This is a genomic window from Leptospira kemamanensis, from assembly GCF_004769665.1.
GTDB classification, from domain to species: Bacteria; Spirochaetota; Leptospiria; order Leptospirales; family Leptospiraceae; genus Leptospira_A; species Leptospira_A kemamanensis.
On record NZ_RQGG01000018.1, the window covers coordinates 113198 to 138218 of the forward strand.

Consider the following 25021-nt stretch of genomic DNA (forward strand, 5'->3'; position numbering starts at 1 on the left):
AACTCGAATGATTTCCCAATAAAAATTGGGATTTGTCAAAGCAAATTTATCGTAAGCTATAACCGTTGTCTTTTGCTGTGGTGACCAAACTGTCCGAGAGTTCCTTAAATCGTTCTTGGGTAAAGGTTTTATCATAGGACATAAGTCGAAAACGATAGGTAACCGATTTTTTCCCTTCCCCTACAGATTCCCCTTGGAAGATGGTTTGGACATAAACCGATTCCAATTCCGGGATCTTTAATGTTCGCACCAAGTTGGCAAAGGATTCTGTTGGTTCCGATTCGTTCAAAAGTAAGGAGAGATCCAGTTGGCCTTGTGGGAAATGAGAAGGAGGAATGAAATGTGAATTCCTTCCGTGGGTTTCCCAAATTTCAACCAAGGTTTCCATATTGATTTTTGCGAGCAGAACACGTCGTTTCACATCATAGAGATCACTAAAACGAGTATGAAGGATTCCAAGTTCTAAAATTTCTTTTCCATCATAGTGCAGAACCAAACTAGCATTTGGGTGGAAATGGGATTTGGATTGTTTTGACCAAACAAAGTTGGGTAAGTTCAGAAACAAAAATAGTTCCGTAATGGTTTCTCGTAAACTGAGGAATTCTTGTTCGATGGAAGAAAGGTCATTTGGTTTGTGTTTGGATAAAGAAAGGATGGCAAGCCAACGTTTTTCGTCAGCTAACTCAGGACCATTTCCTTGTTTGTGATAGGTTCTACCCAATTCAAACAAATTGACAGATTCAAAACGATCTTGGTTTGACTTGGCTTGTTTGATGAGTCCTGGATACAAACTGTTTCGAAGAAACGCATGGTCTTCTGGCATCTCGTTTGCAATTTTTAACGAGCTAGATTCATAACCCACTTCGAGTTTTGCATCGGTCGCAGAAGCAAAAGAATAATTATATACTTCGTTGAATCCAACTTCTAAGGCCAAAAATTGTTTTACTCTTCTTTCTAACTCACGGAGTGGATTTCGAATCGGAGTTTCTACGGCCATGGAAAGTGCTTCTGTACGAATCGAAGCATAACCAATTGTCCTACCAATTTCTTCAACGAGGTCTTCGGGAATCGTTACATCATAGTTGTGTCTGTATTTGGGAACGACAACGGAAAGGGATTCGTCTTTGGTTGTGACAGCAAAACCTAATCGTTGTAAGATATCAGTTACTTCTGGTAATGTGATTTTTTTTCCAAGTTTATGACGAAGGAATTGTAAGTTCGTTTCGATCGTAACGGTTTTGGATTCCGTATGGTTAAAACCTTGTGGAGTAAATACCTTTATATTGGGATTGCCGTTTTCTTTTAATAATTGAACAGCACGTTTGATCACCGGTAAACAAGTATAAGAATCCAATCCTTTCTCATAACGGACTGCGGATTCTGTACGAATATTGGTTTTACGAATCGTGAAACGAACATCTTCCCGTTTGAAAACAGCTGATTCCATGACAATGTCTTTTGTGGAATCAGTGACTGCCGAATCTTTTCCACCCATCACACCAGCTAAGGCAACAGCTGTGTTTCCATTTTGGATGAGAAGGATATTCTCTTGTAAGGTAGGTGATGTATCATCTAGAAGTGCTAAAGAATCACCCGCTTTCGATTTGGATACAGTGAAGGAAGTTGCTGTGAGTTTGGATCGATCAAAAAAATGGGTGGGTTGACCAAGCTCTAACAAAAGATAGTTGGACACATCCACCACGTTATTGATGGAACGAATTCCACATTTCTCAAGACGAGATTTTATTTTGGGAATCGATTGAGTGATGTTTACATTTTGGATGGAGCAAACATAATACGCATGTGCATGTTCAGATGTTTCTACTGTCAGACCATCGTTTCCTGATTCCCACTTTGTATCTGCTTGGAGAGGAAAATGGTGGAGTGGAATTTGGAGTTGGCTTGCAAGCTCCCTTGCAAATCCAAAATGATTCCAAAGATCAGGTCTGTGAGTGATGGACTTGTTGTCGATTGTGAGAATGGTGTCTTCCCATAAGAAGTATTTGCGAACGGAAATACCAAGAGTTGTATCCTTTGGAAAGATGAGAACACCCGATGATTCCAAAGCCATACCCAATTCTTTTTCAGAGCAATACATCCCTTGCGATCGAACTCCGCGTAGTTCTGAATCTAAAATTTCTTTTCCATCCAATTTGGTTCCTGGCAGAGCTAAAGGAACAATGTCTCCTACATTGACATTGGTGGCAGCCGTGACAATTTGGTAGTCTTTTGTGCCATCGGTTGCGATGGTCGTTTGTAATTTCTCTGCGTTTGGATGTTTTTCCAGTGATTTGATTTTGACAGTGATCACCGATGTTAGGTGGGATTTAAATTCTTCTACATCGTCAATTTCACAAATGGACGTATTAATTTTTTCCAGAACCTTTTCGAACGGAATCTGGGCGAGAGGGGCAAATTCGTTTAACCAATCAACTGAAAGTTTCAAGAGAAATCCTTATTTGTTAAAAACGTTGAGAAAGCGAACGGGTCAATCCGAAATTCCAAGTTCTGTTTTCAGAAAATGCAGGCAATCTTCCGACGTCATCGGTTTGGCAAAATAAAACCCTTGGATTTGGTCTACACCACTTTCAGCGAGTAATTTCACCTGTTCTTCTGTTTCGGCACCTTCTGCCACAACGCACAAACCAAGGTTATGTGCTAAATTGGAAACAGCATGGATGATGGTTTTGGAATCTTTGTCTGTGGTGATTTCGGAGACAAATGAACGGTCAATTTTTAGCGAGGAAATCGGTAGTTTTTTTAAGTATCCCAAACTACTGTAACCCGTTCCAAAATCATCAATGGCAATTTTGGCACCTAGTTTTCGGATCTCTTGCATGGTGCGAACGGCGGCATCCGCGTTTTCCATCACCGAACTTTCAGTTAGTTCCACTTCTAAGTCATGAGGGTCTACTTTGAATAATTTTAGATTTTCAGCTATTGTTGAGATGAGTCTTTCGTGTTTGAACTGTTTGGTGGAAATGTTCACAGCCATGGAAATCTTTTTGATCCCAGCATCTTTCCATTCACGCATCGTTTTGATGGCAGATTTAATCACCCATTCACCAATCGCAAGGATCATACCTGTTTCTTCTGATATCGGAATGAATACATTTGGTGAAATGAGTCCACGTTCGGGATGGCGCCAACGAATCAGTGCTTCTACACCCACAGGTTTTCTCGTGTACAAATCAATTTTTGGTTGGTACATCAAAGTGAATTGGTTTTCGATGATGGCAATCCGCATACGGTTTTCAATTTCCAACCGTTCTGCTACAACTGTTTGCAACTCTTCTGTAAAAAACACATAACAATTTTTCCCTTGCGATTTTGCCAAGTTCAGTGCACTGTCTGCATTTTTCAAAAGGGTATTGGTATCTTTTCCGTCTGTTGGGTATAAGGCGATGCCAATCGAGATGTTGACAAAGATTCTTTCTCCATCGATGACAAAAGGATGGGTCATGGCATCTAAGATAGATTCTGAAATGACAGCTGCATCACGTTCATTGGATAAGTCAGGTAAAACTACATTAAACTCATCACCACCTTGTCTACTGATGAGATCATAAACACGAATGCTTTCTCGAATGCGATAGGCAACGAGTTTGATGATTTTATCTCCGAAGTCATGACCACGAGAATCATTGATGATTTTAAAATTGTCCAAATCAATCGCAAGGATACCCACCAAATTTCCATGGCGTCTTGCTTCTTCAAAAATAGGAAAGAGTTTATCAATGAGTGAGTTGCGATTCGGAAGATTTGTCAATTGGTCAAAAAAAGCCATATAGGCAATTTTTTCTTCCGCATGTCTTCGTTGTGTGATATCAAGAAAGGCAACCGCCAATCCAAAGTTTTCAATAGGAATGGGAGTTGCTAAGATATCAAACCAAGTGATTTTATCTTCTTTGATCAAACCAATTTCTAAATTACGAATCACTTCTTTATGCCGAAGGGCTCGCATCAAACTCGATTTTCTTGGATAAATTTTGGTTCCGTTTGGTTGGATTAACGTATACTTACGAATGTTCAGAGTGCGGTTGAGAAGTTCCCCATCTTGGATGTCAAAATAAGTCCTCGCCGTTTTATTGGTTTCGATGATTTTCCCTTTTTCATCCGTGATGGCAATCCCCATGGGAAGGTTGTCAAAAATCGACTTGTACTTCTGTTGTTGTAATAAAAATTCAAAGGAGATATCTTTTTGGATCGTGACATCTCGGTCAAAACCTAAAATGATTTTGGATTCGCGAAGTGGGATGAGTAACCAGATGATCCAAACTTCTTCTTTGGATTTGGTGACGAGACGGTTTTCAAAGTTCACTATATTCGGATTTTCACCCAAACTAGAAAAGGTATTTTCTGTGTTTTCTTTATCGTCTTCTTGCGTGAATTCGAGGATGGACTTACCCACAATTTCTTTGGGTTCAAATTCTAAAAATCGAGCAAACCTCTCTGTGACAGAGACAAAAGTTCCATCCCAATCCAAAACTTGGAAACTATTGGGATATTCCGTCAGTAAGGATTTAACAGTGAGACCAGAGAGAATTTTACTGCCTAAAGGCTCATTTCGCATTTATTTCTTTGCCTAAATAATAAACCGCTTCGATGGATCCTGGAAATTCGAATCCTTCAAAAGGTGACCATCCGGACTTACTTTTAATCATGGATTTTTTAAATTCAACTGGTTTTTTTAAATTTAGAATAGAAAAATTCGCCGCATAACATTCATTAATGACACCAACTCCTTTTCCAAATTCTTTAGGTAAATAAGGACGAACGAATTCTCCAGGATTTTTGGAACAGATTTTTGCAATGAGAGTCATCGGAATGTTTAATTTCAGTATCATATATGTGACAAAAAGACCATAGGTATCCAATTGGGAGATACCACTGGTTCCTTTTTGTTTTTCTTCAATGGAGTGGGGAGCATGATCGGTTGCTAAATAGTCAATATGCCCATCAAGTATCCCTTTTACCATGGCTTCTCTGTCTTCACGACCACGAAGAGGTGGATTCATTTGAAACCATTTGTGGTTTGTTTCTGTTAACATGTCTGTATCAAACATCAAATGTGTGGGAGTGACTTCGCAGGTGACATTCACACCTCGTTTCTTGGCAGCAACGATCTTAGAAAGACCATCCTTTGTCGAATAATGACAGAGTTTTCCTTTTAAGTTGTATTTCTCAATGAGATACAATGCAAAATCAGTGGCAACGGTTTCTGCTTCTTTTGGACGCCTTGTTTCATGTGTTGGTCTGTCTTGGTTTGCAATTAGAATCTCAGGGTCTTCGCAATGGAAACTTACATCTTGTCCATGGTAATGTTTGATCACTTCTTCGAGTGAAGGATTGTCATGAAAAAATAATTCTCCAATCGAAGGACCCATAAACACTTTATAAGGAACTTTTTTGGAGAGTGGTTTTGTATGAGGACCAATTCCTGCATACAAAGTGATGTGGATCGGTGCTTTTTTGGTGAGCGCTTGTTTGGCGGTGTAGGTTTCATCATCAATGGGAGGCACAGGATTGTTTGGCATATCTGCCACATGGATCACACCACCATTGATGGCAGCAGAACTTGCGGATAAAAAATCTTCTTTGTAAGTATGTTTACCACTTACGTCTTCTCTGGCATGGATGTGGATGTCTCCAAATCCTGGAAAAATCACACAATCATCCGAAAATCGGCGAGCACTGGGGTCGATCCCTGCTTTTACTTGAGTGATGAGCCCTGTTGTGACATCAAATTCGACAGTTCCCAAAAACTCTTTTTCGTGAGTAACGATCCTTCCTGCAATTGTTTCCATAATCACCCTTTGAATCAGCAGATTCTAAGAGGGAAGGAAAGTTTCAAGGGAATTTACAATGAATTCTAATCAGATATTTGAATGTGTTTGTCAAAAGAAGGGAAGAATATCTCAAATCGACATTTGTTGATTCATAAAAAGGATTTTGTTTTGTTTAGTCCCACTTTGCCAAAATTTCAATGATATCATTCCCAAAACGTTCTACCTTCGCAGGACCAACTCCTTTGGTGGCTTCGAGTTCAGAAAGAGTTCTTGGTTTTCGTTCGGCAATTCGTTTCAACACAGGATTTTGAAAGACCATAAACTTTTTCCATTTGAGTTGTCTTGCCTTTCGGTCCCGGTAATTCATAAGTTCCCGTAAGATTTGTGAATGTAATGTAGGGATTTTTTTTGGTTTAATTGATTCTTTTGTCGCATCACTTCCGTTAGACTGTGATAAGGTTTTTCCTTTGACTTTGGAAAAATTTGGTAAGTATAATTTGGGATACTTTGCACCCGCCACCAAAACTTTTTTTTCTTCTACCCATGTTTCTAATTTTGCAACTACAGCTTCTTCAGGAATTCCTTCCAACTTACCATGAAATGGATTTCGTTCCATTCGGTACCGAAGTACATCTTTTGTCCGTTTGCCAACAAGGGTTTTGGCAATGATGTTTTTTCCAAACACTGCTGGGTGTTCTTTTAAAAAGTTTTGGATGGTATCTTCTTCCCACTCTGTTAGTGGGTGTTCCCTTTTTTCATTTTTTTTCTGGAGTTTTACTTTTTCAGATTCTATAAATTTAGAGCGATTGATGTCCGAACCTGATTCCGTACAAATATCACACTTCCCACAAGGAGAGATTGTTTCTCCAAAATAAGAACAAAGTTGGACTTGCCGACACACTTCATTGTTTGCATATTCTTTGATGTATTTGAGAAGGGTATCACCTCCTTTGAAGTTTGTCTCTTTGGACAACATAAAAACTTGAGTGGCCACATCTCCCGCTTTGTAAAACAAAACACATTCTGATGGCAAGTTGTCTCGACCCGCACGACCCGCTTCTTGGTAATACGCTTCCAGGGATGCAGGAACTTGGTAGTGAACCACCAAACGTACGTCAGGTTGATCCATACCCATTCCAAAAGCATTGGTGGCAACAAGGATGGGAACTTTTCCAGAAGTATAGGCGTTTTGTGTTCGTTCGCGGATTCCATCGGTTCTACCTGCATGGTACTTTCCGACCGAGAACCCAAAGTCTTTTAGTAAATCATAAACTTCGTCTGTTTTTTTACGAGTGGCACAGTATACAATGGCACGACCAGGGAATTTCCTTCCATCTTTCCAAGGTTCCAGTAGTTCCATCAGACGGTCTGCTTTATCCCGTTCCTGGCTTGGGTATTCCACGCTGAATTTTAAATTAGGACGAAAAAATGTAGAGAGTACTACGTTTGGTGAACGCATTCCTAGGGAGGCCTGTACATCGGTTTGTACTTTTTCAGTGGCTGTGGCAGTCAGTGCTAAAATGGGAAAATTGGGATTCGGATGTTTTTCTCGTAAAACATGGATTTGGCGGTATTCAGGTCGAAAGTCATGGCCCCATTGCGAAACACAATGAGCTTCATCCACCACCAATGAAAATAATTTCATCTCTCGAAAAATTCGTAAAAACCCGTTAGAGAGTGCTCGTTCTGGGGAAACGAGTAAAACACGAAGTTCTCCTCTAACCGCTTTTGCAAGAATTGTCATTTGTTCCACTTCATCTTGGGTGGAATTACAAAATGCAGCAGGAATTCCCTTGGCGAGTAAACTCTCCGTTTGGTCTTTCATCAGAGCAATGAGAGGGGAGATGACAAGGGTCAATTTGTCTTTTTGAATGGCTGCTGGAAGTTGGTAGATAAGAGACTTTCCCGCTCCTGTAGGAAGGATGGCGAGTGTATCTTCTCCCTCCAAAACGGAGGTGATGGCTTCCCTTTGGCCTGGGCGAAATTCTGAAAAACCGAATTTGGTTTTGAGTTCCGAAAATAGATCCAAGGTAACTCTTAGATTTTTGGGAAATAAGAACGGGTCAACGATAAGATTCTCCCTTTTTGCCTCATTTTTGAATTTTACAGAAACCGATGACCCTGAAATCATAACGAAGACCGATGCTTTTTAACACCTTTGTATTTTTATTATTCTTTCTCATTGTGTATTCGGTATTTTTAGGTTTTGGATGGTTTGCCAAAAAACAGAGGTGGGCTTATCGCGCACAAAACCTTTGGTTACTCTTTGCTTCTTATTTTTTTTACGGGTGGTGGGAGTGGTTTTTTCTCATCCTCATCCTGATTAGCACCATCATTGACTACGTAGCAGCAAGGCTCATCGATTCCTCAGAAAACCAAAACCGAAGGAGGTTTTACCTCTCAGTTTCGGTTTTTGCCAATTTGGGCCTACTTTTTACCATGAAGTACTACGATTTTTTTGCCGTGAATCTGATCGATTCTTGGAACCAAATCATGGTTTGGCTCGGCGGCACAGTGGCGAATGATTCAAGCACCTACTTACTAAAAAACATCATCCTCCCTGTTGGGATTAGTTTTTATACCTTCCAAACCATGTCGTATACAATCGATGTGTACAGAAAACAAATCAAAGCAGAAAAAGATTTTTTTGACTTTGCACTGTTTGTGAACTTTTTCCCACAACTCGTAGCAGGTCCGATTGAAAGGGCACAAGACTTACTTCCACAATTAAAACAAGCAAAGTTCCCAACGATGGATGGAGTCCAAAAAGGTTTGTATGATATCCTTCTTGGTTATTTCATGAAGGTGTATGTGGCTGACAATTTATCTACCTATGTTGACCAAGTATTTTTTGCAGCCAAATCCATTTACACACAAAACCCTGAACTCATTTTTTCCGTTGACGGCTCACAAGTGTTTGCTGGTGGATTTTTGTTTTTGACTCAAATTTATTGTGACTTTGCCGGGTATTCTTTTATTGCCCTCGGGATCTCTAGATTACTTGGTGTGACACTTACCGTAAACTTCGAAACTCCTGAGTTTTCCAAAACACCAACAGAATTTTGGAATCGTTGGCATGTGACTTTAAATCGTTGGTTTCGGGATTATATTTATATCTCCCTTGGTGGCAGTAAGTACGGAAAACTCATCCAATACCGAAATTTATGTATTATCTTTTTCCTATCTGGTCTTTGGCATGGTGCGAATTGGACCTTTATCACTTGGGGTTGTTTGCAAGGTTTGTATACCATGGTTTACCTTATTTTCTTTGCTAAAAAGAAAGAAGATTTAGGAGACAAAACCATTGAGGAGACAAATACCATCTCTTCTAAAATGATGAGTATTATAACTGGAACTCTTAGCCGAATTACGGTTTTAACCTTGATTGCCTATAGTGCGGTTGCTTTTAGAACTTATGATGCGAATATGATGCTTGTATATTTACAGAAGTTTGTTGCCGTTTGGACTTGGGACCTTTCTCCTAATAACAACATCAAATCGATGTTTGGACTTTGGGAAGAGTATTTCAAAATCTTCCTTCCACTTCTCATCATCGATGGAATCACCTATTTCAAAAAAGAAAGGTATTGGATCTTTTTCACACATCCTCTAATCCAAGCTTTTGTTTTATCGTTTATGGCATTTCTCATCCTCACCAGAGGAGTATTTGGAAAAGAGGTAATTTACTTTGCGTTCTAAATTTTTAGGCATTGGCTTCGCTCTTTTATTTTTTTTGATCTTAGAAATTACCGTTAGAGTGACGGGAATTCATTACCTAGAACAACCCGAGATCTTTTTCGTGAATCTCAAAAAAAACTTTGTGGAATCTGGCAAAGGTGATGCTGACATCATTGTGTTAGGTGATTCTCGCTCTATGGCACTTGCAGGTTATGGAAAAGATCAAAATACAGAATATTCCGTATACAATCATAGTTTGCCAGCGATGGGACCTCGATACTACCGATTCTTTTTGGATAAGTATCTGAAAAAAGGAAACAAAAAACCCAAAATGGTTTTGTTTGCCGCTTCGCCAAAGTTATATTCTACTGGTTACGGACCACCTTTGTATGACCCTGATGCTAAAGCTGTTACTGAAAACGAATCCATTTCGTCTTACATGCAAAGAAGGTGGAAAGAAGGTTTAGAGAAAAACTTTTTTCGAACTCCCACAAAATCCAATCTCATCAGTTATAGTGGAAAACAAGAGGACATGAACCAAATCCTTTGGGAGTTTTTTGGTCATAGGTATCTCCACCAATTTACTTTTTCGGAACTTTCAGAAAACTATTCCGGTGTAGAGCGCTTGTTTATTTTATCGAAAGCAGCTCCTTTATTATATGAATCCTACCGTTTCCATGGTGCCATTCGGAATTCTTTGAGTGAATCGAATTGGAAAGTGGACAAACAATACAAAGAAAAATCTTTGTTTTGTGAATCTTGTGAAAATATTGAAGTTGGACTTTGTAAACCATCTCCTTCCCAACTCGAAGACAATTTGACCATTGAAGACCAAATCACTCGTCATTATGGCAAATATAATATTTCGAATCGCCTAAAACCAGAACTCGTGCTCTTTTCCAAACAACTGGTGCAAAAGGAATTGGAAGATGAACAAAAAAACCAAACTCCTTATACCTATCAAAAACCTGACTTCCGTGTTCTGAGTGACTTACTGGCCTACACAAGAGCCAATGGAATCGAATTTGGTTTGGTTTATATGCCGTGGTTGAAAGAGAGACAGGAAACCAAAGAGTCCTTAGATTTATTGGCCGATCTGAAAGAATTTTTTTCCCAAAATCCCGATGCCAAAATATTCTTTTTTCCCGATTCTTCCTACCCTTCGGAGCGTTTTGTAGATAATATCCATTACGATTGCCGAGGAGAAAAACGGGTAAACGCAGAATTTCGGCAATTTGTGTTGCCACAAGTCTTTCGTTTTTTGTCTTCCAAACAAAAATCCAATTGATTTTCGATTTCTAGTGTTGGAGAATGAGGCACTCCATCCGGATAAGAGGAAACCCAATCATGTTTTCGTTACGAAACATATTTGTTTGTATTCTATCTGCCTATCTCATCGGATTACCGGTGTTTGCGCAGAACCGATATGCGTTGTTCATAGGAACGAACTACAAAGGGAACAAGGCAAAAATCCCTGAGTTGAATCTCTGTGAAGCCGATGCGAATTTTTTAAAAGAAAAAATCCAAAAAAAAGGTAACTTTAAGGATATCAAAGTCCTGTTAGGTGCCATGGTGACAAGGGAAAATGTCAAAAACGCGATCAGTCAACTTGGTAAAGTAGTTGGGAAAGAAGATTCGGTGTTTTTATACTTCTCTGGCCACGGGATGTACATGAAAGATGCGAAAGCCAAAAATGGAATGCGTAACTACTTAATCTGTTATGATCGACCGCATATTTCTGATGAAGAACTGAATGAATTTTTAACTGATATCAAATCTCCGAAAACCGTCCTTGTCATGGATTGTTGTTATTCGGGTGGAATTGCCAAAAAAGGGAAAAACACTCGTGGTGCCGCAGAAATCCCGATTGCCCAAGGGAATGATGGGGTGGTTCGTCAAAACGCAGAGGACTATTTTTTCCAAGACAAAGCTGTTATTTCCTCTTCGGATGATGACCAAACTTCGATCGAAGTGGGTGGAACCATCAATCACGGGATTTTCACTTACAATTTTGGGAATGCATTAGAAAAAGCCGACCTCAACAAAGACAGTGTGGTGACGGCCCTAGAAGCGTTCTTTGTGGCAAAAGAAGAAACTGTGAAAATGGCGCGCCAGTTCAACCATGAGCAAACCCCTCAAGTTTCGGGAAATGCAGCAGGGATTTTCCTTTCTGGATCTCCTACTCCACAAACCCCTCCGCCAAAACCACCCAATGTTGTTGTGAACGTTCCCATCACACCTGTGGAAACAACAACTCCGAATAACCAAACCACCACAACGACTCCCGTTGCACCAGAGCCACAACCGACTCCTGCAAACGAAACCACTGTGGTCATACCACCGATTACGGAAGTAGAGCCACCGGCACCTCCTTCTATTTCCACTGGAAATATCCTCATTCGAACTTCCATCATCAAAGACAAAACCTATGGTGGAGCAGCAACGAAGTCTCCGTATGACCTTCTCAACAAACAAGGAAAACTCAAATCATCTCCTCCAGAAGAGAAGGTGAGAGCGATTAAGGTGCTTGTCGATGACCAGGAATACAAAGCGCAAGTCACAACGGAGAAATCGAAGATTTGGGGATCCATCACTCGGAACGGAACCCTAATCCCTGGTGATATCTATAATGTGAAAATTGACAACTTACCAGCGGGAGTTCACCAAATCGAAGTCCGTGCTGACAACTATCCCATCTACAAAACAGCTACCGCTGTGATCCCTAAACAAACGGTGACTGTAGATGCGATGAGTTCCATGGACGGATTTGGAGCGATCAGAGGACGTGTGTTTTTCAAAACATTGGACAACCCCATTGAAAAACATCCCATCTATATGCCAACAGTTGTGTCCACAAACCAAATCTTTAAGGTCACAACGGACAAAGATGGATATTTTTGGTTTACCAACTTAAAACCAGGGAAATACGAAATCCGAGCTAGTTTCATGGAAGAAATGAAACTCGAAAACTCAGAGATCGTTGTGAAACCGGGGGAAGTGACTACGGTTGAGATCATCCTCAATAAAAAATTGAGTTATACCAAAACCAAATACTAACCAAAAGGTTCATTCGATTCCATTCAAACACCCTAACAAAATGGTTGGGGTGTCTGAATTTTGCGGGAAGGCCCTCTAAGGAGGGTCTTTTTTTTCTTCCCTTCTTTCCCCATTCTCTTCTTCAGAAGACATCAATTGCCTTTTTAGCGAAAAAGAACATCAGTTAAGCGCCTCCGATACTCAAGTTTTCCCATCCAAAACTAAGGAATCTCCCTCCAAAACGGAGTTTCAGAGTCGAAAATAGGCCAAATGATTAATTTTAATCCAATAAAGATTAAAATTAATCCGAAATGAAAGAAATTTCATGGTTTGGGGTGGAAACGAAGTTTTTTTCCTCTTTTTACGATTGAATTTAATCCCCATTTTCGGAATTCTATAGTCATATAAGAAAAAGGGAATCGGAAAAAGAGGTTCCCAGATCTAGAGAGGATCACATGAAAACAACAAAAATAATCGCAACAGGGATCTTGGCAATGGGACTTGCAACAGCAAACCTACATGCTTTGGACACAAACGAAAGACTTGAACTTTTGGAAACTGCTATGATTGAACAAGCTAGCACTCCAGCGCAAAAGTCTGCTGTTTCAGAATACCTTGCGAACGTTGCAAAAGAAAAAACAGAATTGGCTCAAGCACTTCGTGAAAGAGCTGGGTCACCTCGTGGTGGTAAAATTCTTAGCCAAATGAACGAGAAGAAAGAACTTCTTCGCCGTGCAGATGCTCTTGAAAAAGAAGCTAAGAAATACCAAAATGTGTCTATGGATCTCCGTGCAGATTCCAAACAAGTAGCACAAAACTAAGCCACTCAATTCCAAATTGAGTATAGCGAGAAAGGTCAGGTTCGCCTGGCCTTTTTTTATGCCCTCAGGATAAATGCTTTCCAAAGAACCTAACTATGTGACATAATCAATATATGGTTGACACCCCCCAAGAAATCAAAGAAAAACGATTTGGGCGTGTGATTCCGATCCTTCTTGTCCTTTCGGGACTTTTGGCTCTCGGTTTACTCTTTCGTTGGGGAAGACCAGTGAAACCAGTGGAACGTTTGGAGTGGGAAGGTTTACAATACCTAACTCCACCAGATGTTTTGGCCTTTATCGGGGTAGGTGGTGAATCACCAAACACGAATGAGTGGAAGGATTGGGAGAAAAAAATTTCCAATCACCCAAGGATCAAAAAAGTTCGAATCACAAGGGATCCAGATGGATTTTTACTGATTCATATAGAGGAGAAAGTTGCAGAATTTGTCATACATGTAGGTAGTTCTCTTTATGAAGTGGATGAAACATTAGAAATTTTATCCAAAGATCAGGTCTTAAATACTCACTTAATTGTGATTAGTGGGCCATTTACTGTAGGGGAACAAAAACTAGAAGGCAGACAGATTTTTGATATCACCAAAGAAATGCGATATGCCCTTTCCCTTTACCCTGCACTATCCACTCGAATATCTGAACTCGTCGCAGAACGTGACGGAAATTATACTATGTATTTAAAATCACCCAAACCCATGAAAGTGTTTTTAGGTGATAAATTAGAACTCAATTTATTTCGTAAATTATATGCATCTCTTGCTTATATGGAAGCCGAGTCGATCCAAGCTGTTTCGATTGATTTAAGAGGAGAAGACGCAGTTTACCATTAATATGATAGAAGATGATTCACCCATCATAACTGCATTGGATTTAGGTTCTTCTCTGATAAAAGTTGTCATTGGACGACTGATGGGAGACCATGAAATTGAAATCATTGGAACGGGAGTTTATCCATCCGCTGGAATTAAAAACGGTTCCATCGTTAACATTGAAACTACAACCAAGTCCATCATAGAAGCGTTTGGTGATGCTGAACTAATGGCGGGACAAGAAATCACTTCTGTTGTAGTGAATGTATCAGGAAAATCAGTACATGGTTTTAATGAAAAAGGAATCATCGCAGTTACGAACAGAGAACGAATTGTAACAGAGATGGATATCATGCGTGTTGTGGAAGCGGCACAAGCAGTCCATGTTCCCAATGACCAACAAGTCATCCATGTCTTAACCAAAGAATTCAAAGTAGACGACCAAGTGAATATCAAAGATCCAATAGGGATGACAGGTGTTCGTTTGGAAGCAGAAGTTCATATTGTCTCTTGTGGGAATACAGCACTCAATAATATTGATCGTTGTGTGGAGCAGGCAGGACTTCAACAAATGGATAAAGTACTTTCCAGTCTTGCATCTTCCGAAGCGATTTTAACAGCGGGGGAAAAGGACTTAGGTACAGCAGTGATTGATATTGGTGCTGGGATTTGTGACATCATCATCTATGTAGATGGTGGAATTGCTTTTTCTTCCGTAGTGCCTTTTGGTGGATTTCATATCACGAGTGATATTTCCATTGGTCTGAAAACCACTGTGGAAACCGCAGAAATCATCAAAAAACGTTATGGTCATACCAGAATTGATATGGTGGACCCAACTGAAAAATTCGAAATTCCATCCATATCAGGAAGGCCAGCACGATCTGTGTTTCGCCAAGAACTCGTTGAAATTTTAGAACCAAGGGTTCGTGAAATTTTAGAGATGATTGATCATGAACTAGTGCGTTCAGGATATAAGGCGAGTTTGGCGGGAGGAGTCATCTTAACTGGTGGAACATCCCTTTTACAAGGAATTGAAGCCACTGCCGAAGAAGTTTTAAGATTGTCGGTTGGTCGTGCAAAACCAGCAGGCCTCAGTGGACTGGTAGAACGAATTGCAAGCCCCGAATACGCAACTGCTGTAGGTTTAATCAAATACAGTTCAAAAATACAAAATTTAGAGCAAAGAAACATGCATTCCGTATCTGACGGAGAAGGATGGATGAAGAAGGTTCGTCGTTGGATGGAGAATAATCTCTAAGGAAAAGTGAATGTTATACCTAGAAGAAGAAAAAACTAGCCCTGCCATAATCAAAGTCATTGGAGTTGGTGGTGGTGGAATGAATGCCGTCACTCGTATGGTAAATTCTAAAATGACAGGTGTTGACTTCATTGTGATGAACACCGACGAACAAGTATTACTCAAATCTCCCGTAGAAGTCAAAATCCAATTGGGAAATAAAGTGACTCGTGGAATGGGTGCTGGTGGTGATCCAGAACTCGGAGAAAAAGCGGCCATTGAAGACAAGGAACGAATTGTTTCTGCTTTAAAAGGTGCAGACATGGTGTTTGTCACGGCAGGTATGGGTGGTGGAACAGGAACTGGTGCTGCTCCGATCATTGCTGCCATTGCGAAAGAGCTCAAGTGTTTGGTAGTGGGAGTGGTAACGGTTCCATTTTCTTTTGAAGGCAAACGCCGTGCGGAACTTGCCAAACAAGGCATTGACCAACTCCGAGCCAATGTGGATACCCTTATCACGATTCGGAACGATTCTATTTTCCAAGTGGTAGATAAAAATACTCCTGTGGACATGGCCTTTCGAGTGATCGACGATATCTTGTTAAATGGGGTTCGCGGAATCAGTGACATCATCAATCATCCAGGGATCATCAATGTAGATTTTGCCGATGTGAAAACCATCATGAAAGATACGGGGGATGCAATCTTAGGTGTGGGGGAAGGTCGTGGTGATACTCGTGTTGCAGAAGCAGTGGAACAAGCCATCAATAATACCTTACTTGAAGATTCGAGTATCCAAGGTGCCAAATCCCTTCTCATCAATGTCACTGGTGGACATGATCTCACCATTCATGAATGGAACGAAGTCTCTCAAATCATCACAGCACAAGCCGATCCCGATGCCAACATCATCATTGGACTCAATGAAGACCAAAACCTAACAGATCAAATTCGGGTAACGGTGATCGCAACTGGATTTGCCAAAAAAGGAAAACAATACCAAAGGGAACAAAAGGTAGTGGGTGGAGAAGAATCCATCTCTCCTATGGTTTATATCAAAAAATCAGAAGAAAAGGAATCTGGGTTCACGAGAGACCAAGAACCAACGAGAGGAATCCGCCAAACCAATCGCAGTTTTGGAGCACAAAAACAATCCTCTCCCTTCCAAAATTATGGAGAAGATTACGATATCCCAGCGTTTTTAAGAAGGAAATCGGACTAAGACAAAGGTCTTAGTCCAGAGGAAGGATTAATTGGAATAAGAGCGAACCGAAACAAACAAAGGTTTGCCTTCTTCCACAACAATCTTTTTCGGAGCGTTTGTCACCACAGAACCGGGAGATTCCACTTTAAAGTCGTATTCTCCTGGAGCGAGTAAAACCCGTTTCACTTGGAAATTAGCTGGAATGGTTCGCCAACAACGTAAGTCAGGAGCAATGGTTTGAGAAACGGCAATCCCTGCCGCAGCGCCAGCCGCCACACGAATGAGGCTGGAAACGAGGTCATTGTTTTTCCCACGACCTCCTGACTCAATGGCACGAGCCATCGCTTCCGAAGCAATGACTGCCGCGACAACCTTCACTGCAAGTGAAGTTAGGTTTTTTGTGATGAGAGCTTTGTAGTTCTCATTAAAATTATTCATCGCTGTTTCAGAATAATTATTCATGATATCGGAATAACCAACATCTACACCATTGATGTAGTATTTTTTGGGAAGGGAACCTTTGGGATCTCTTTCTTTGTAAATTGGAATTGGATTTTCTGCGACGGATAAAGCAGCAATGGCACCTGCAAGAGAAGCACCTGCACCCTTCGCACGTAATCCACCTTCTACAGCTCCACGTAAGGCTACAGCAAAGTATTCATCTTGGATGAGTTTCCCACGAGACATCTTGATCGCAGATTTCCCTGCTTCATGGATGATGATGACTTCGGAAAGTTTTTCATTTTCGGGAGAGGTTCTTTGCATGGAACGGTTGTAAGCTTGTAAACTAGACCGACCAGCTCCGTATCTGGATTTGTCTCCAGAGTCTCCTTCTTTTGCAGCTAACAAATATCTGTCGGCAATTAGGTTTTGGCTTTTGCCGATGAGTTGCTCCATGTTTTTGTATTGAACACGAGCATCATTGTAACGACCTAAGGATTCAGATACATAGGCATCAATTAACCTAGCAGCATTGTTTTGGCGGTATTCCGCGGCCAAAAAACGCATTTCTTTGAGTTCAAAATCCAAACGTCTAAAATAAATTTTAGCGTTATTGGTATCACCTTGTAGTAGGTAATTGTTCGCGATATAGAACTTAATCATTACCCTTTCAAAATCTTCCCCAGTATAATTGGATTCGTTGTCCGAAAGGATAAACGAAAGTCCAGACCGCGTCATACTGACTTTGATATTGTCAGAGATCTCTTCTGCTTCCTTAAACACTTTGTTGGAAGTGACGTAGTCACCTTTGGTATGAAAGATCATACCAGCTTCCATCAAAAATAGAAGTTTGTCCTTATTGGATGAACCTTCATATAGTTCTCGAATTTTAGGAATGGCAGAGTCATAGTTTTGACCGTAGTATGCCGATTCGGTTGCTTCAATGACTTTGTTGTAGTCACTGGCACAACCGAGAATGAAAAGAAAAAGAAAGAGAAATGATTTTTTCATGTAATGGTGGAAGGGATTACCAACTAACCCCTTTGTTTCCTCTGACCGCTAATTTTCGATAGGATACCTTTTCTGACCAAACAGCAATGGTTGTTTCTACTTCTACAAGTTCGATGTTGATCGACTGTTCTACGATTTTTTCACCGTCAGAAGTAAACATGTTTTCATTGATTTCACAACGAACAAAGAAGTTAGGTGATTTCAGTTTTCCAATGGAAAGTCTGTTGGAAGTAAGGCCAGACAAACTGAATTGGATTTCGTTGAGAGACTGTTCTCTCGTTTTCGTACGAACTGTATAAATTTTGCTTTTGATGAGTTTGGAAACAAACGCGTTGTCAAACAGTTCGGTTTGGATTTGTTCCGAAGTGTCGTTACGTGTAGGGAAGTGTGCCACAAAAACACCTTCTTCATGTGGGTTTTCTTTGAAATACTCCCCAATTTGGCCTGCTAGTTTATCGGCCGCTTTGACCAATTCTTGGCTCGTAAGTCCACCTGAGTCGGAGATATAATCATCCGCATTGTCGAGCCTTTTAGGACTGGAACTGCATTGGAATAAGAATCCTACTAAGAGAAAAGAGAAGAGAATTTGTTTCATAACCCCATTTATATGGGGGATCGAAACATGTCTTGTCAATTCCAAAAATCCGATTTCAATTCCTCGATTTTAGAAGTAAGATAAAAAGTTTTTTCCTCTTCGGTCATTTCCTTCATTTCCCTTTCGTAAATGAGACTCACCACCTGACGGTAAAAATTTGGGCTTTCCCAAGTTTGGATGTCCCATTTTTCTTTTTGGTACAGTTCTTCTTTTTTCCTTAGGAAAATCCGTTTGCGTTCCCTTGCATAACTATAGGGATTTCTCTGAATGTAATCTTCCAAGTAGGAAACAAGAATGGTTGGAGGAGTGGTTGGGTGTTTGGGAAAAATCAACTGGTGGATTACTCCAGGGAAGATCTCTTCTTTTAGACGGTTTACGGCCGTTAGTTTTTCATAACTCGTAAGAGACGTAGAAGATTCAATCTCCTTACTTTTTTCTTTCCAATTCATGTAAGCAACATAAACTGCATAGAGGATATGTCCCCTTTCGTCCGGAAATTCCGAAAGTAGGTAACGATAGGTTTCGTCTCGATCCCCATTCCAGAGAAAGGATTCTTTCCCTCGCAGAGTTTCTAAAAAATCTCGTAAATCATTTGGATACCCTACACTTCCAAGGACCTCTGGACGATTTTGTAACCTCTTCCAATAGATCTCAGAACGCGAATCAAACGAAGATTCCTTGGGATCTGCATTGGTTTTTTTCAGAAAAAGGATATAGACAAGACTACCAAGTAAGAAGGAAAGTAGAATCGTGATGAGTAGGAGAATGGTAATTTTCTTTTTGTTTGTTGGCATTCTTTTTTGGGACTTTGCCTGTACAAAAAAATCAAATCAAGATTCCAATACAGAACTTTTGAGTACGTTACTCACTCAAGGGAGTCCCATCCAATCTGCTTGTCAAAGATTTATTCTCACAGAAGCGAATTGTGTGGCGATACCCGATTCGAGTGTATCTGCCTGCCCCAGTCTCATTTCAAAATTAAAAGACCAAATCCAACCAAGAGAATTGAATACGGATGCTGTGGCCATTTTGTATTTTGATTGTTTTTCTAAAATCAATTTGGTTTATAATAGTGCTAAGGCGTGTAACCAAAATTCTTTTGCTTCGAATACGGAATATCGGAGAGTCCAACGTACAGGAACTTCTCCTGCTGAAATTTCATGGCAAGAAGCGATGAACCAATGTGGTTCTCTTGAAAATGCCGTTCCTCCCGCTGATTCGGGCCTTCAGGAAACAGATACCATTTTAGGATCTGATCCTTTCCAATAAATGTAATTAGGAGTATCAAATGTCACTAGTTTCCAAAGACCAATTGGTTCAAAAATTAAATCCCATTTACCTTCCCCATGAAATAGAGGAACGAATTTTACCTCTAGCGGAAGAGATCAATCGCCTCAAAAAAGAAAAAAATGCAGTGATCCTGGGTCATAATTATATGACACCCGATGTGTTTTGGGGAGTGTCTGATATCATCGGTGATTCTTTGTATCTTTCCAAAATGGCAAAGGAAACCACAGCGAATCTCATTTTGTTCAATGGGGTTCACTTCATGGCAGAAACTGCCAAGATATTATCACCTGAAAAAAAGGTCCTCATTGCTGATCCAAAAGCGGGTTGTTCTCTTGCCGAATCTATCACTCGTGAAGATGTAAAAGCGTTAAAGGCCAAATATCCAGGAGTTCCTGTTGTGACGTATGTCAACTGTTCGGCGGAAGTCAAAGCAGAAACTGATGTTTGTTGTACGTCAGCCAATGCCGTTCAAATTGTGAATGCGGTGGAAGGAGATACCGTGATCTTCTTGCCAGATGAATATTTGGCAGGAAATGTTCGGAACCAAACTACAAAAACTATCATCTCTCATCCAGGTCGCTGTATGGTGCATGAGATGTACACTCCCGAAGACATTCGATCCACAAAACGGTTGTTTCCTGGTGGGGTAACAGTCATCACTCATCCAGAGTGTCATGAAGATGTGGTGAAAGAGGCAGATTTTTCTGGATCTACTTCTCAAATGGTAGATTTTATCCGCAAAAGTAAAACAGATAAAATCATGCTTGTGACAGAGTGTTCGATGGGTGACAACCTTCGTGCTGAGTTTCCTGAAAAAGAATTTGTCTCTACTTGCCAAACCTGTCCCCATATGAAAAAAATTACTTTGGAAAAAGTAAGAGATGCTTTATTAAAAGAACAATTTGAAATCTTTTTGGATGAGGAAGTGATCAGGCTTGCTCAAAAATCTGTGAATCGAATGTTAGAGTTGAGTTATAAAAAATAATATGTTTAGAATTGGAAACGGAATCGATTTTCATAAATTAATCCACGAACCCTTTCGTCCTTTAGTCCTTGCGGGTGTGGAAATCAATTCGGAATTTGCTTTTTTAGGTCACAGTGATGCGGATGTGATTTTGCATGCGGTAGCGGATGCAATTTTAGGTTCTTTGGCACTGGGGGATATTGGAGTCCATTTTCCTGACACAGACCCTCAGTACAAAAATATGAAGTCCACTCGGATCATTGAAAGATGTTTGGAACTTTTGGCAGAAAAAAAATTCAAACTTGTGAATATTGACTGCACCTATGTGGGGGACCATCCCAAAATCAATCCCATCCGTGCGGAACTAAATGCATCTCTTGCTAGTATCACTAAACTGCCGTTAGATTGTGTTTCCATCAAAGCTACCACTTCCGAAGGAATGGGGGCTTTGGGGAGAAGTGAAGGTGTGATGGTAATGGCAACCGTACTCGTGGAGAGCACGAAAAAAACAAATTAGAATCGTTTTTCTTTGGAAGTGGCGATGAGGTTTAAGTCAGCATCGCTAAAAAATAAAAACAAAAGTTTGGATAGGAAATTTGGCATTGGTTGGATTTCCCAAACTCCTTTCACACGAACGGCGTTCTCAGTCGCTTCTAATTGGTACGACTCTTTTAGCATTTGGTAATGTTTGAATCCTTCTGTTTGGATTTGGAAGGAAATTGTCGGTGGATTTGTGACGGCGATTGTCTTACATGTCACCGTTTCCCCCAAGGTTTTGGACTCCCACTCTTCCCCAACAGTCGGAGTACGATAGGATTTAGGTTGGAAAGATTCGTATAGAATCTTTTGAGTTTGGTCTGGTTTTAGTTTTACTTCCCAGGATCGCTCCAAACGACTTTCCTTTTGACCAAGGACTGCGTAAAAAAACACAAAAACAAAGATCCCAAATACTCTTAGATACCAAATCATATCTCCATAGAAAAATCTATTGCCTAGGGATCGATTGAAATTTATTTTTCTCCTACCGAAGGGGAAACTTCGGGAGGGTTTAGCCACTGCATTCTGCAAGAGAAATATCTTCCAAACGTGTATCAGGACTCATTCAAGTTTACGAACGGGAACAGAATCTGACACAACATACAAATCCCTTTCCTGAGATTTTGGATGATGTTACCTACACTCGCATTTTAAAAGATCCAAATTATTGGATTTCGCAAGTTCTGGAAGATAAAATCATCCAAGAAATTTCCTTAAGCCTAGACATTTCGGGAATTTTATACCATGTGGGAACAGAAGCGCTCATTACCAATGCTTATGATTTACTTCCTTTGGATGATTCGCGGATTGATTTGATGGAGATGATTCACAGGTTGCCGATTTTAATAGGTCGCCTAACGAGAGCAGTTTATCTCAATATAAAACCTGTCTCAACTAAACGTGTAAAATTTGTTTTTATTTATTTACCTGAATACCAAGAGAAATGGTATGATGCTGTTTTTTTTCAAGGGATGTTAAATGGACTTGCTGTACTCTTTGCACTAAAAGAGTTCCAAATCCAAATGACAAAAACCAAATTATTTGGTATCCATGTTTCCCATAAAGAATTGGGAGAGTCAATTGAATTTGGATCTGATGCAAACGAATATGAAATGAAATGGAATGATGAAGTTTTATATTTGTCGAGGTCTCATCTAACAAAAGAAAACGTTTCGTCTCGCCATAAGGTGATGGTGACATCAAGGTCCGAAACCGAATTGGAAGAGATGTCTATCGTGGATGTTAGGGATGTTGTCGGCAAATCTCGTGAACTTGCGATCGAAAATCGTGATTTGGAAGCGGCTGTTGAAGTTTTAAAATCCTTTAAACAAGAGTTGGAAAAAAAACAACTCTCCATGGCAAAAGACCTTCGTTTGGCAAAAAACATCCAAAAAGGCTTGATCCCCGAAATCATTCCCGATTGGAATGGAATCCAATTTTGGACAGGTTTTAGTCCGATGCAAGAAGTGAGTGGGGATTATTATGATTATTTTCCTTACCATACAGATAAGTTAGGTGTGGCCGTTTGTGATGTTTCGGGGCATGGTGTGCCTGCTGCCTTTATCACGGCTCTTTCGAAAATGTTGTTTTCGAATTTTAAAAAACCAAAACCATCCGAAACATTTAAACTCATCAACAGAGAGTTACTCGACTTAGTCAAACAACAAGGATACACCACTTGTGTTTACCTTCTCATCCATTCTGATTATAAAGTTGTTTATTCCATTGCAGGTCATCCAAGACCTATTTTATTTCGCCAGAAAACGGGAAAAGCTGAGATCTGTGAAGGAGAGGGGACCTTTCTTGGAATGTTTCCTGATGCCGGTGATACTTACCGAGATTTACACATCCAACTCGAACCAGGTGATAAACTCTTTTTGTATACAGATGGTCTAACAGAAGCAGAAGACGATAAAGGAAATGCGTTTGGGGAAACCAAACTGTTACAACTCATAGAAGAATGTGCCTCACTGTCGATCCAAGAAACGGTAGAACTCATCATGAACCAACACCGTGAATACACAATGGGAACAGATGCGATGGATGACATCACCTTACTTGGATTACAGTTGTCTCCCAAGTTAGAAGACTTTCGTGTTCTGCAAAGAGAAGGAGATAATGCTTATCAGAAAAAAGAGTATAAAAAAGCAGTTACCTTTTACAGAGAAGCCCATCAAATTTTACCAAGAGAATTGACAACACAACTTGCTTATGGCAAAGCCCTCGCTTATAGCGGAGAGTATGAAAAAGCAGTGGGAATGTTGGAATCGTATAATAAATTCAAAACCAATCATTTTAAATCCCATGCAATTCTTGGATATTGTTATTACCAATTGGAATTGTATGAAAAAGCAGAATTGGAATGGAAAAAAGCATATTCGATTAATGATTCTAATTTATCAAATTTATACAATTTGGCTCATTTGTATCGTAAGTTGAATCAAAAACAAAAAATGAAAGATGTCATCGAAAAAATGAAACACATTGAAGCGACTTACTTACACATCCTTCCCCTCGAAAAAAAGTGGGAACAATTACCTGATGAATCGATTTAAAGTTTTTCTTTTATCCCTTTGTTTTTTTCATTTTAGTTTTCCTAAAGACCATAGTTTTCATTCTGATTTTGCTTTGGAGTGGTGTTATTTTGTAGGCCATATCAAAGCAGAGTCTGGAAATTTATATGGATATGAACTATCTTTTTTCCGATTAAAATTTTCAGATGGAAACGACTGGAATCCAGAACTTTATCCTGTACATTTTGCGATTTCTGATTTAACAAAAAAACAACATGAGACAAGCCAAACTTTGAAACGAAATTTGGGTGATCTTGCAGGTTTTCATGAAAAACAAATTTATAGTGGTGAGTACGAATTTCAAATCCTTTCCAAAGATCAATTTTTGATCAAAGCAAATCCCAAATCAAAAAAAATGGCCCTGGAACTTTTGTTAACTGGAAATGGAAACATTCTATCGCATGGCAAAGATGGGATCTCCATCAAATCCAAACGAAATCCAAATATATTTTCGTATTACTATAGTTATCCGAGACTCTCTACAAAGGGAACCATTTGGTTCCAAGGTAAAAAAGAAAGAATCCTTTCAGGGGATTCTTGGATGGACCATGAGTGGAGTGAAAAATCTTCCAATTCTATTCCTACGTTAGCAAAGGGACAATCTGGTTGGGATTGGATCTGTCTTATGGATGAAAAGGGTGGGGATTATGTTTTCTTTCGATTCCGAGAATCTCCAAAGGCAGCACCTGAAATATTTGGAACTTACCGCGATCCCCAAGGAAAAATCACCTATTGGAAAGAAGGGATCGAAGTTCAAATGGATCCGATTGGCAATCCTTGGAAAAGTAAGAAAACAAAGATTCATTATCCACTCCATTGGAAGATCAAATACCCAGGTGGTGAGTGGTTGGTCGAACCGATTTTCAATGAACAAGAGTTTGATGGAAGTGAATCTACTAAAACCGTTTATTGGGAAGGGGCAGTTGTCGCGAAAGATTCTAATCAAAAAAACTCAGCCAAAGGATATTTAGAATTGAAAGGTTATCAAAAATCGAAAGACTGGTGGGAGTTCTAAACC

The 25021-nt window shown here is 40.0% G+C and carries 20 protein-coding genes; 12 read left to right on the forward strand and 8 right to left on the reverse strand.

Annotated elements, in window-relative coordinates:
• Positions 1 to 46 precede the first annotated feature (46 nt).
• From pheT to EHQ59_RS07340, 4 genes are all read right to left on the reverse strand, one after another.
• Positions 47 to 2446, reverse strand: coding sequence for a phenylalanine--tRNA ligase subunit beta (pheT, locus tag EHQ59_RS07325; protein WP_135618796.1), 2400 nt, complete (start codon positions 2444 to 2446; stop codon positions 47 to 49).
• 42 nt (positions 2447 to 2488) lie between these two features.
• Positions 2489 to 4573 carry a sensor domain-containing protein gene (locus EHQ59_RS07330; protein WP_135618798.1) on the reverse strand — a complete coding sequence of 695 codons (2085 nt, stop codon included), beginning with the start codon at positions 4571 to 4573 and terminating at the stop codon, positions 2489 to 2491.
• Complete coding sequence (locus EHQ59_RS07335) at positions 4563 to 5810, reverse strand: amidohydrolase family protein (RefSeq protein WP_208652339.1); 1248 nt, start codon at positions 5808 to 5810, stop codon at positions 4563 to 4565. Before EHQ59_RS07335 ends, EHQ59_RS07330 begins: the two co-directional genes overlap by 11 nt.
• A 151-nt stretch (positions 5811 to 5961) precedes the next feature.
• A complete protein-coding gene (locus tag EHQ59_RS07340; RefSeq protein ID WP_135618802.1) occupies positions 5962 to 7818 on the reverse strand; it encodes a RecQ family ATP-dependent DNA helicase in 1857 nt (618 codons plus the stop codon).
• A 113-nt stretch (positions 7819 to 7931) separates the two neighbouring features.
• Here EHQ59_RS07340 and EHQ59_RS07345 point away from each other — a divergent pair, with 113 nt between their 5' ends.
• The 7 genes from EHQ59_RS07345 (at position 7932) to ftsZ (ending at position 16610) form a co-directional block, all read left to right on the forward strand.
• On the forward strand, positions 7932 to 9488 hold the full coding sequence (locus tag EHQ59_RS07345) for an MBOAT family O-acyltransferase (protein WP_135618804.1): 1557 nt from the start codon (positions 7932 to 7934) through the stop codon (positions 9486 to 9488).
• Positions 9478 to 10755 carry a DUF1574 domain-containing protein gene (locus tag EHQ59_RS07350; protein ID WP_135618809.1) on the forward strand — a complete coding sequence of 426 codons (1278 nt, stop codon included), beginning with the start codon at positions 9478 to 9480 and terminating at the stop codon, positions 10753 to 10755. Before EHQ59_RS07345 ends, EHQ59_RS07350 begins: the two co-directional genes overlap by 11 nt.
• 56 nt (positions 10756 to 10811) lie before the next feature.
• On the forward strand, positions 10812 to 12524 hold the full coding sequence (locus EHQ59_RS07355) for a caspase family protein (protein WP_425270130.1): 1713 nt from the start codon (positions 10812 to 10814) through the stop codon (positions 12522 to 12524).
• Positions 12525 to 12958: 434 nt separating this feature from the next.
• The gene (locus EHQ59_RS07360) at positions 12959 to 13324 is read left to right on the forward strand and encodes an LIC_10421 family protein (protein WP_135618813.1); all 366 of its coding nucleotides are present in this window, start codon (positions 12959 to 12961) and stop codon (positions 13322 to 13324) included.
• A gap of 113 nt (positions 13325 to 13437) precedes the next feature.
• The gene (locus tag EHQ59_RS07365) at positions 13438 to 14169 is read left to right on the forward strand and encodes a cell division protein FtsQ/DivIB (RefSeq protein WP_135618815.1); all 732 of its coding nucleotides are present in this window, start codon (positions 13438 to 13440) and stop codon (positions 14167 to 14169) included.
• A 1-nt stretch (position 14170) separates the two neighbouring features.
• The gene (gene ftsA / locus EHQ59_RS07370) at positions 14171 to 15409 is read left to right on the forward strand and encodes a cell division protein FtsA (protein ID WP_135618817.1); all 1239 of its coding nucleotides are present in this window, start codon (positions 14171 to 14173) and stop codon (positions 15407 to 15409) included.
• A 10-nt stretch (positions 15410 to 15419) separates the two neighbouring features.
• A complete protein-coding gene (gene ftsZ / locus EHQ59_RS07375) occupies positions 15420 to 16610 on the forward strand; it encodes a cell division protein FtsZ (RefSeq protein WP_135618819.1) in 1191 nt (396 codons plus the stop codon).
• 27 nt (positions 16611 to 16637) lie between these two features.
• Here ftsZ and EHQ59_RS07380 read toward each other — a convergent pair whose 3' ends face one another.
• From EHQ59_RS07380 to EHQ59_RS07390, 3 genes are read right to left on the reverse strand one after another with little or no spacing between them, the layout of a single operon-like run.
• The gene (locus EHQ59_RS07380) at positions 16638 to 18044 is read right to left on the reverse strand and encodes a COG3014 family protein (protein ID WP_135618821.1); all 1407 of its coding nucleotides are present in this window, start codon (positions 18042 to 18044) and stop codon (positions 16638 to 16640) included.
• A 16-nt stretch (positions 18045 to 18060) separates the two neighbouring features.
• Positions 18061 to 18639: a hypothetical protein gene (locus EHQ59_RS07385; RefSeq protein ID WP_002977008.1), complete on the reverse strand. Its 579-nt coding sequence runs from the start codon at positions 18637 to 18639 to the stop codon at positions 18061 to 18063.
• Positions 18640 to 18674: 35 nt separating this feature from the next.
• Positions 18675 to 19433 carry a hypothetical protein gene (locus EHQ59_RS07390; protein WP_135618823.1) on the reverse strand — a complete coding sequence of 253 codons (759 nt, stop codon included), beginning with the start codon at positions 19431 to 19433 and terminating at the stop codon, positions 18675 to 18677.
• Here EHQ59_RS07390 and EHQ59_RS07395 point away from each other — a divergent pair.
• From EHQ59_RS07395 to ispF, 3 genes are read left to right on the forward strand one after another with little or no spacing between them, the layout of a single operon-like run.
• Entirely contained in the window at positions 19393 to 19908 is a 516-nt protein-coding gene (locus tag EHQ59_RS07395) for a hypothetical protein (protein WP_135618825.1), read from the forward strand. The two genes, EHQ59_RS07390 and EHQ59_RS07395, sit on opposite strands and share 41 nt — an antisense overlap.
• Before the next feature lie 19 nt (positions 19909 to 19927).
• On the forward strand, positions 19928 to 20914 hold the full coding sequence (nadA, locus tag EHQ59_RS07400; protein WP_135618827.1) for a quinolinate synthase NadA: 987 nt from the start codon (positions 19928 to 19930) through the stop codon (positions 20912 to 20914).
• A gap of 1 nt (position 20915) precedes the next feature.
• Positions 20916 to 21410, forward strand: coding sequence for a 2-C-methyl-D-erythritol 2,4-cyclodiphosphate synthase (gene ispF, locus EHQ59_RS07405; RefSeq protein WP_135618829.1), 495 nt, complete (start codon positions 20916 to 20918; stop codon positions 21408 to 21410).
• On the opposite strand, the gene EHQ59_RS07410 is transcribed toward ispF, so the two are convergent.
• On the reverse strand, positions 21407 to 21862 hold the full coding sequence (locus EHQ59_RS07410; RefSeq protein WP_135618831.1) for a hypothetical protein: 456 nt from the start codon (positions 21860 to 21862) through the stop codon (positions 21407 to 21409). The genes ispF and EHQ59_RS07410 overlap by 4 nt on opposite strands.
• A gap of 191 nt (positions 21863 to 22053) precedes the next feature.
• On the opposite strand from EHQ59_RS07410, the gene EHQ59_RS07415 reads away from it, so the two are divergent.
• Both EHQ59_RS07415 and EHQ59_RS07420 read left to right on the forward strand, forming a co-directional pair.
• Complete coding sequence (locus EHQ59_RS07415) at positions 22054 to 23985, forward strand: SpoIIE family protein phosphatase (protein ID WP_244245433.1); 1932 nt, start codon at positions 22054 to 22056, stop codon at positions 23983 to 23985.
• On the forward strand, positions 23972 to 25018 hold the full coding sequence (locus tag EHQ59_RS07420; RefSeq protein ID WP_135618835.1) for a carotenoid 1,2-hydratase: 1047 nt from the start codon (positions 23972 to 23974) through the stop codon (positions 25016 to 25018). The genes EHQ59_RS07415 and EHQ59_RS07420 overlap by 14 nt, the downstream gene beginning before the upstream one ends.
• Positions 25019 to 25021: the final 3 nt, after the last annotated feature.

What these genes read in the sequence shown, in the direction of transcription:
- EHQ59_RS07330 (WP_135618798.1), bottom strand. Translation starts at nt 4,573, where the DNA reads ATGCGAAATGAGCCTTTAGGCAGTAAAATTCTCTCTGGTCTCACTGTT.
- EHQ59_RS07345 (WP_135618804.1), top strand. Translation starts at nt 7,932, where the DNA reads ATGCTTTTTAACACCTTTGTATTTTTATTATTCTTTCTCATTGTGTAT.
- EHQ59_RS07360 (WP_135618813.1), top strand. Translation starts at nt 12,959, where the DNA reads ATGAAAACAACAAAAATAATCGCAACAGGGATCTTGGCAATGGGACTT.
- EHQ59_RS07365 (WP_135618815.1), top strand. Translation starts at nt 13,438, where the DNA reads ATGGTTGACACCCCCCAAGAAATCAAAGAAAAACGATTTGGGCGTGTG.
- ftsA (WP_135618817.1), top strand. Translation starts at nt 14,171, where the DNA reads ATGATAGAAGATGATTCACCCATCATAACTGCATTGGATTTAGGTTCT.
- ftsZ (WP_135618819.1), top strand. Translation starts at nt 15,420, where the DNA reads ATGTTATACCTAGAAGAAGAAAAAACTAGCCCTGCCATAATCAAAGTC.
- EHQ59_RS07380 (WP_135618821.1), bottom strand. Translation starts at nt 18,044, where the DNA reads ATGAAAAAATCATTTCTCTTTCTTTTTCTTTTCATTCTCGGTTGTGCC.
- EHQ59_RS07385 (WP_002977008.1), bottom strand. Translation starts at nt 18,639, where the DNA reads ATGAAACAAATTCTCTTCTCTTTTCTCTTAGTAGGATTCTTATTCCAA.
- EHQ59_RS07395 (WP_135618825.1), top strand. Translation starts at nt 19,393, where the DNA reads ATGAGTAGGAGAATGGTAATTTTCTTTTTGTTTGTTGGCATTCTTTTT.
- EHQ59_RS07390 (WP_135618823.1), bottom strand. Translation starts at nt 19,433, where the DNA reads ATGCCAACAAACAAAAAGAAAATTACCATTCTCCTACTCATCACGATT.
- nadA (WP_135618827.1), top strand. Translation starts at nt 19,928, where the DNA reads ATGTCACTAGTTTCCAAAGACCAATTGGTTCAAAAATTAAATCCCATT.
- ispF (WP_135618829.1), top strand. Translation starts at nt 20,916, where the DNA reads ATGTTTAGAATTGGAAACGGAATCGATTTTCATAAATTAATCCACGAA.
- EHQ59_RS07410 (WP_135618831.1), bottom strand. Translation starts at nt 21,862, where the DNA reads ATGATTTGGTATCTAAGAGTATTTGGGATCTTTGTTTTTGTGTTTTTT.
- EHQ59_RS07420 (WP_135618835.1), top strand. Translation starts at nt 23,972, where the DNA reads ATGAATCGATTTAAAGTTTTTCTTTTATCCCTTTGTTTTTTTCATTTT.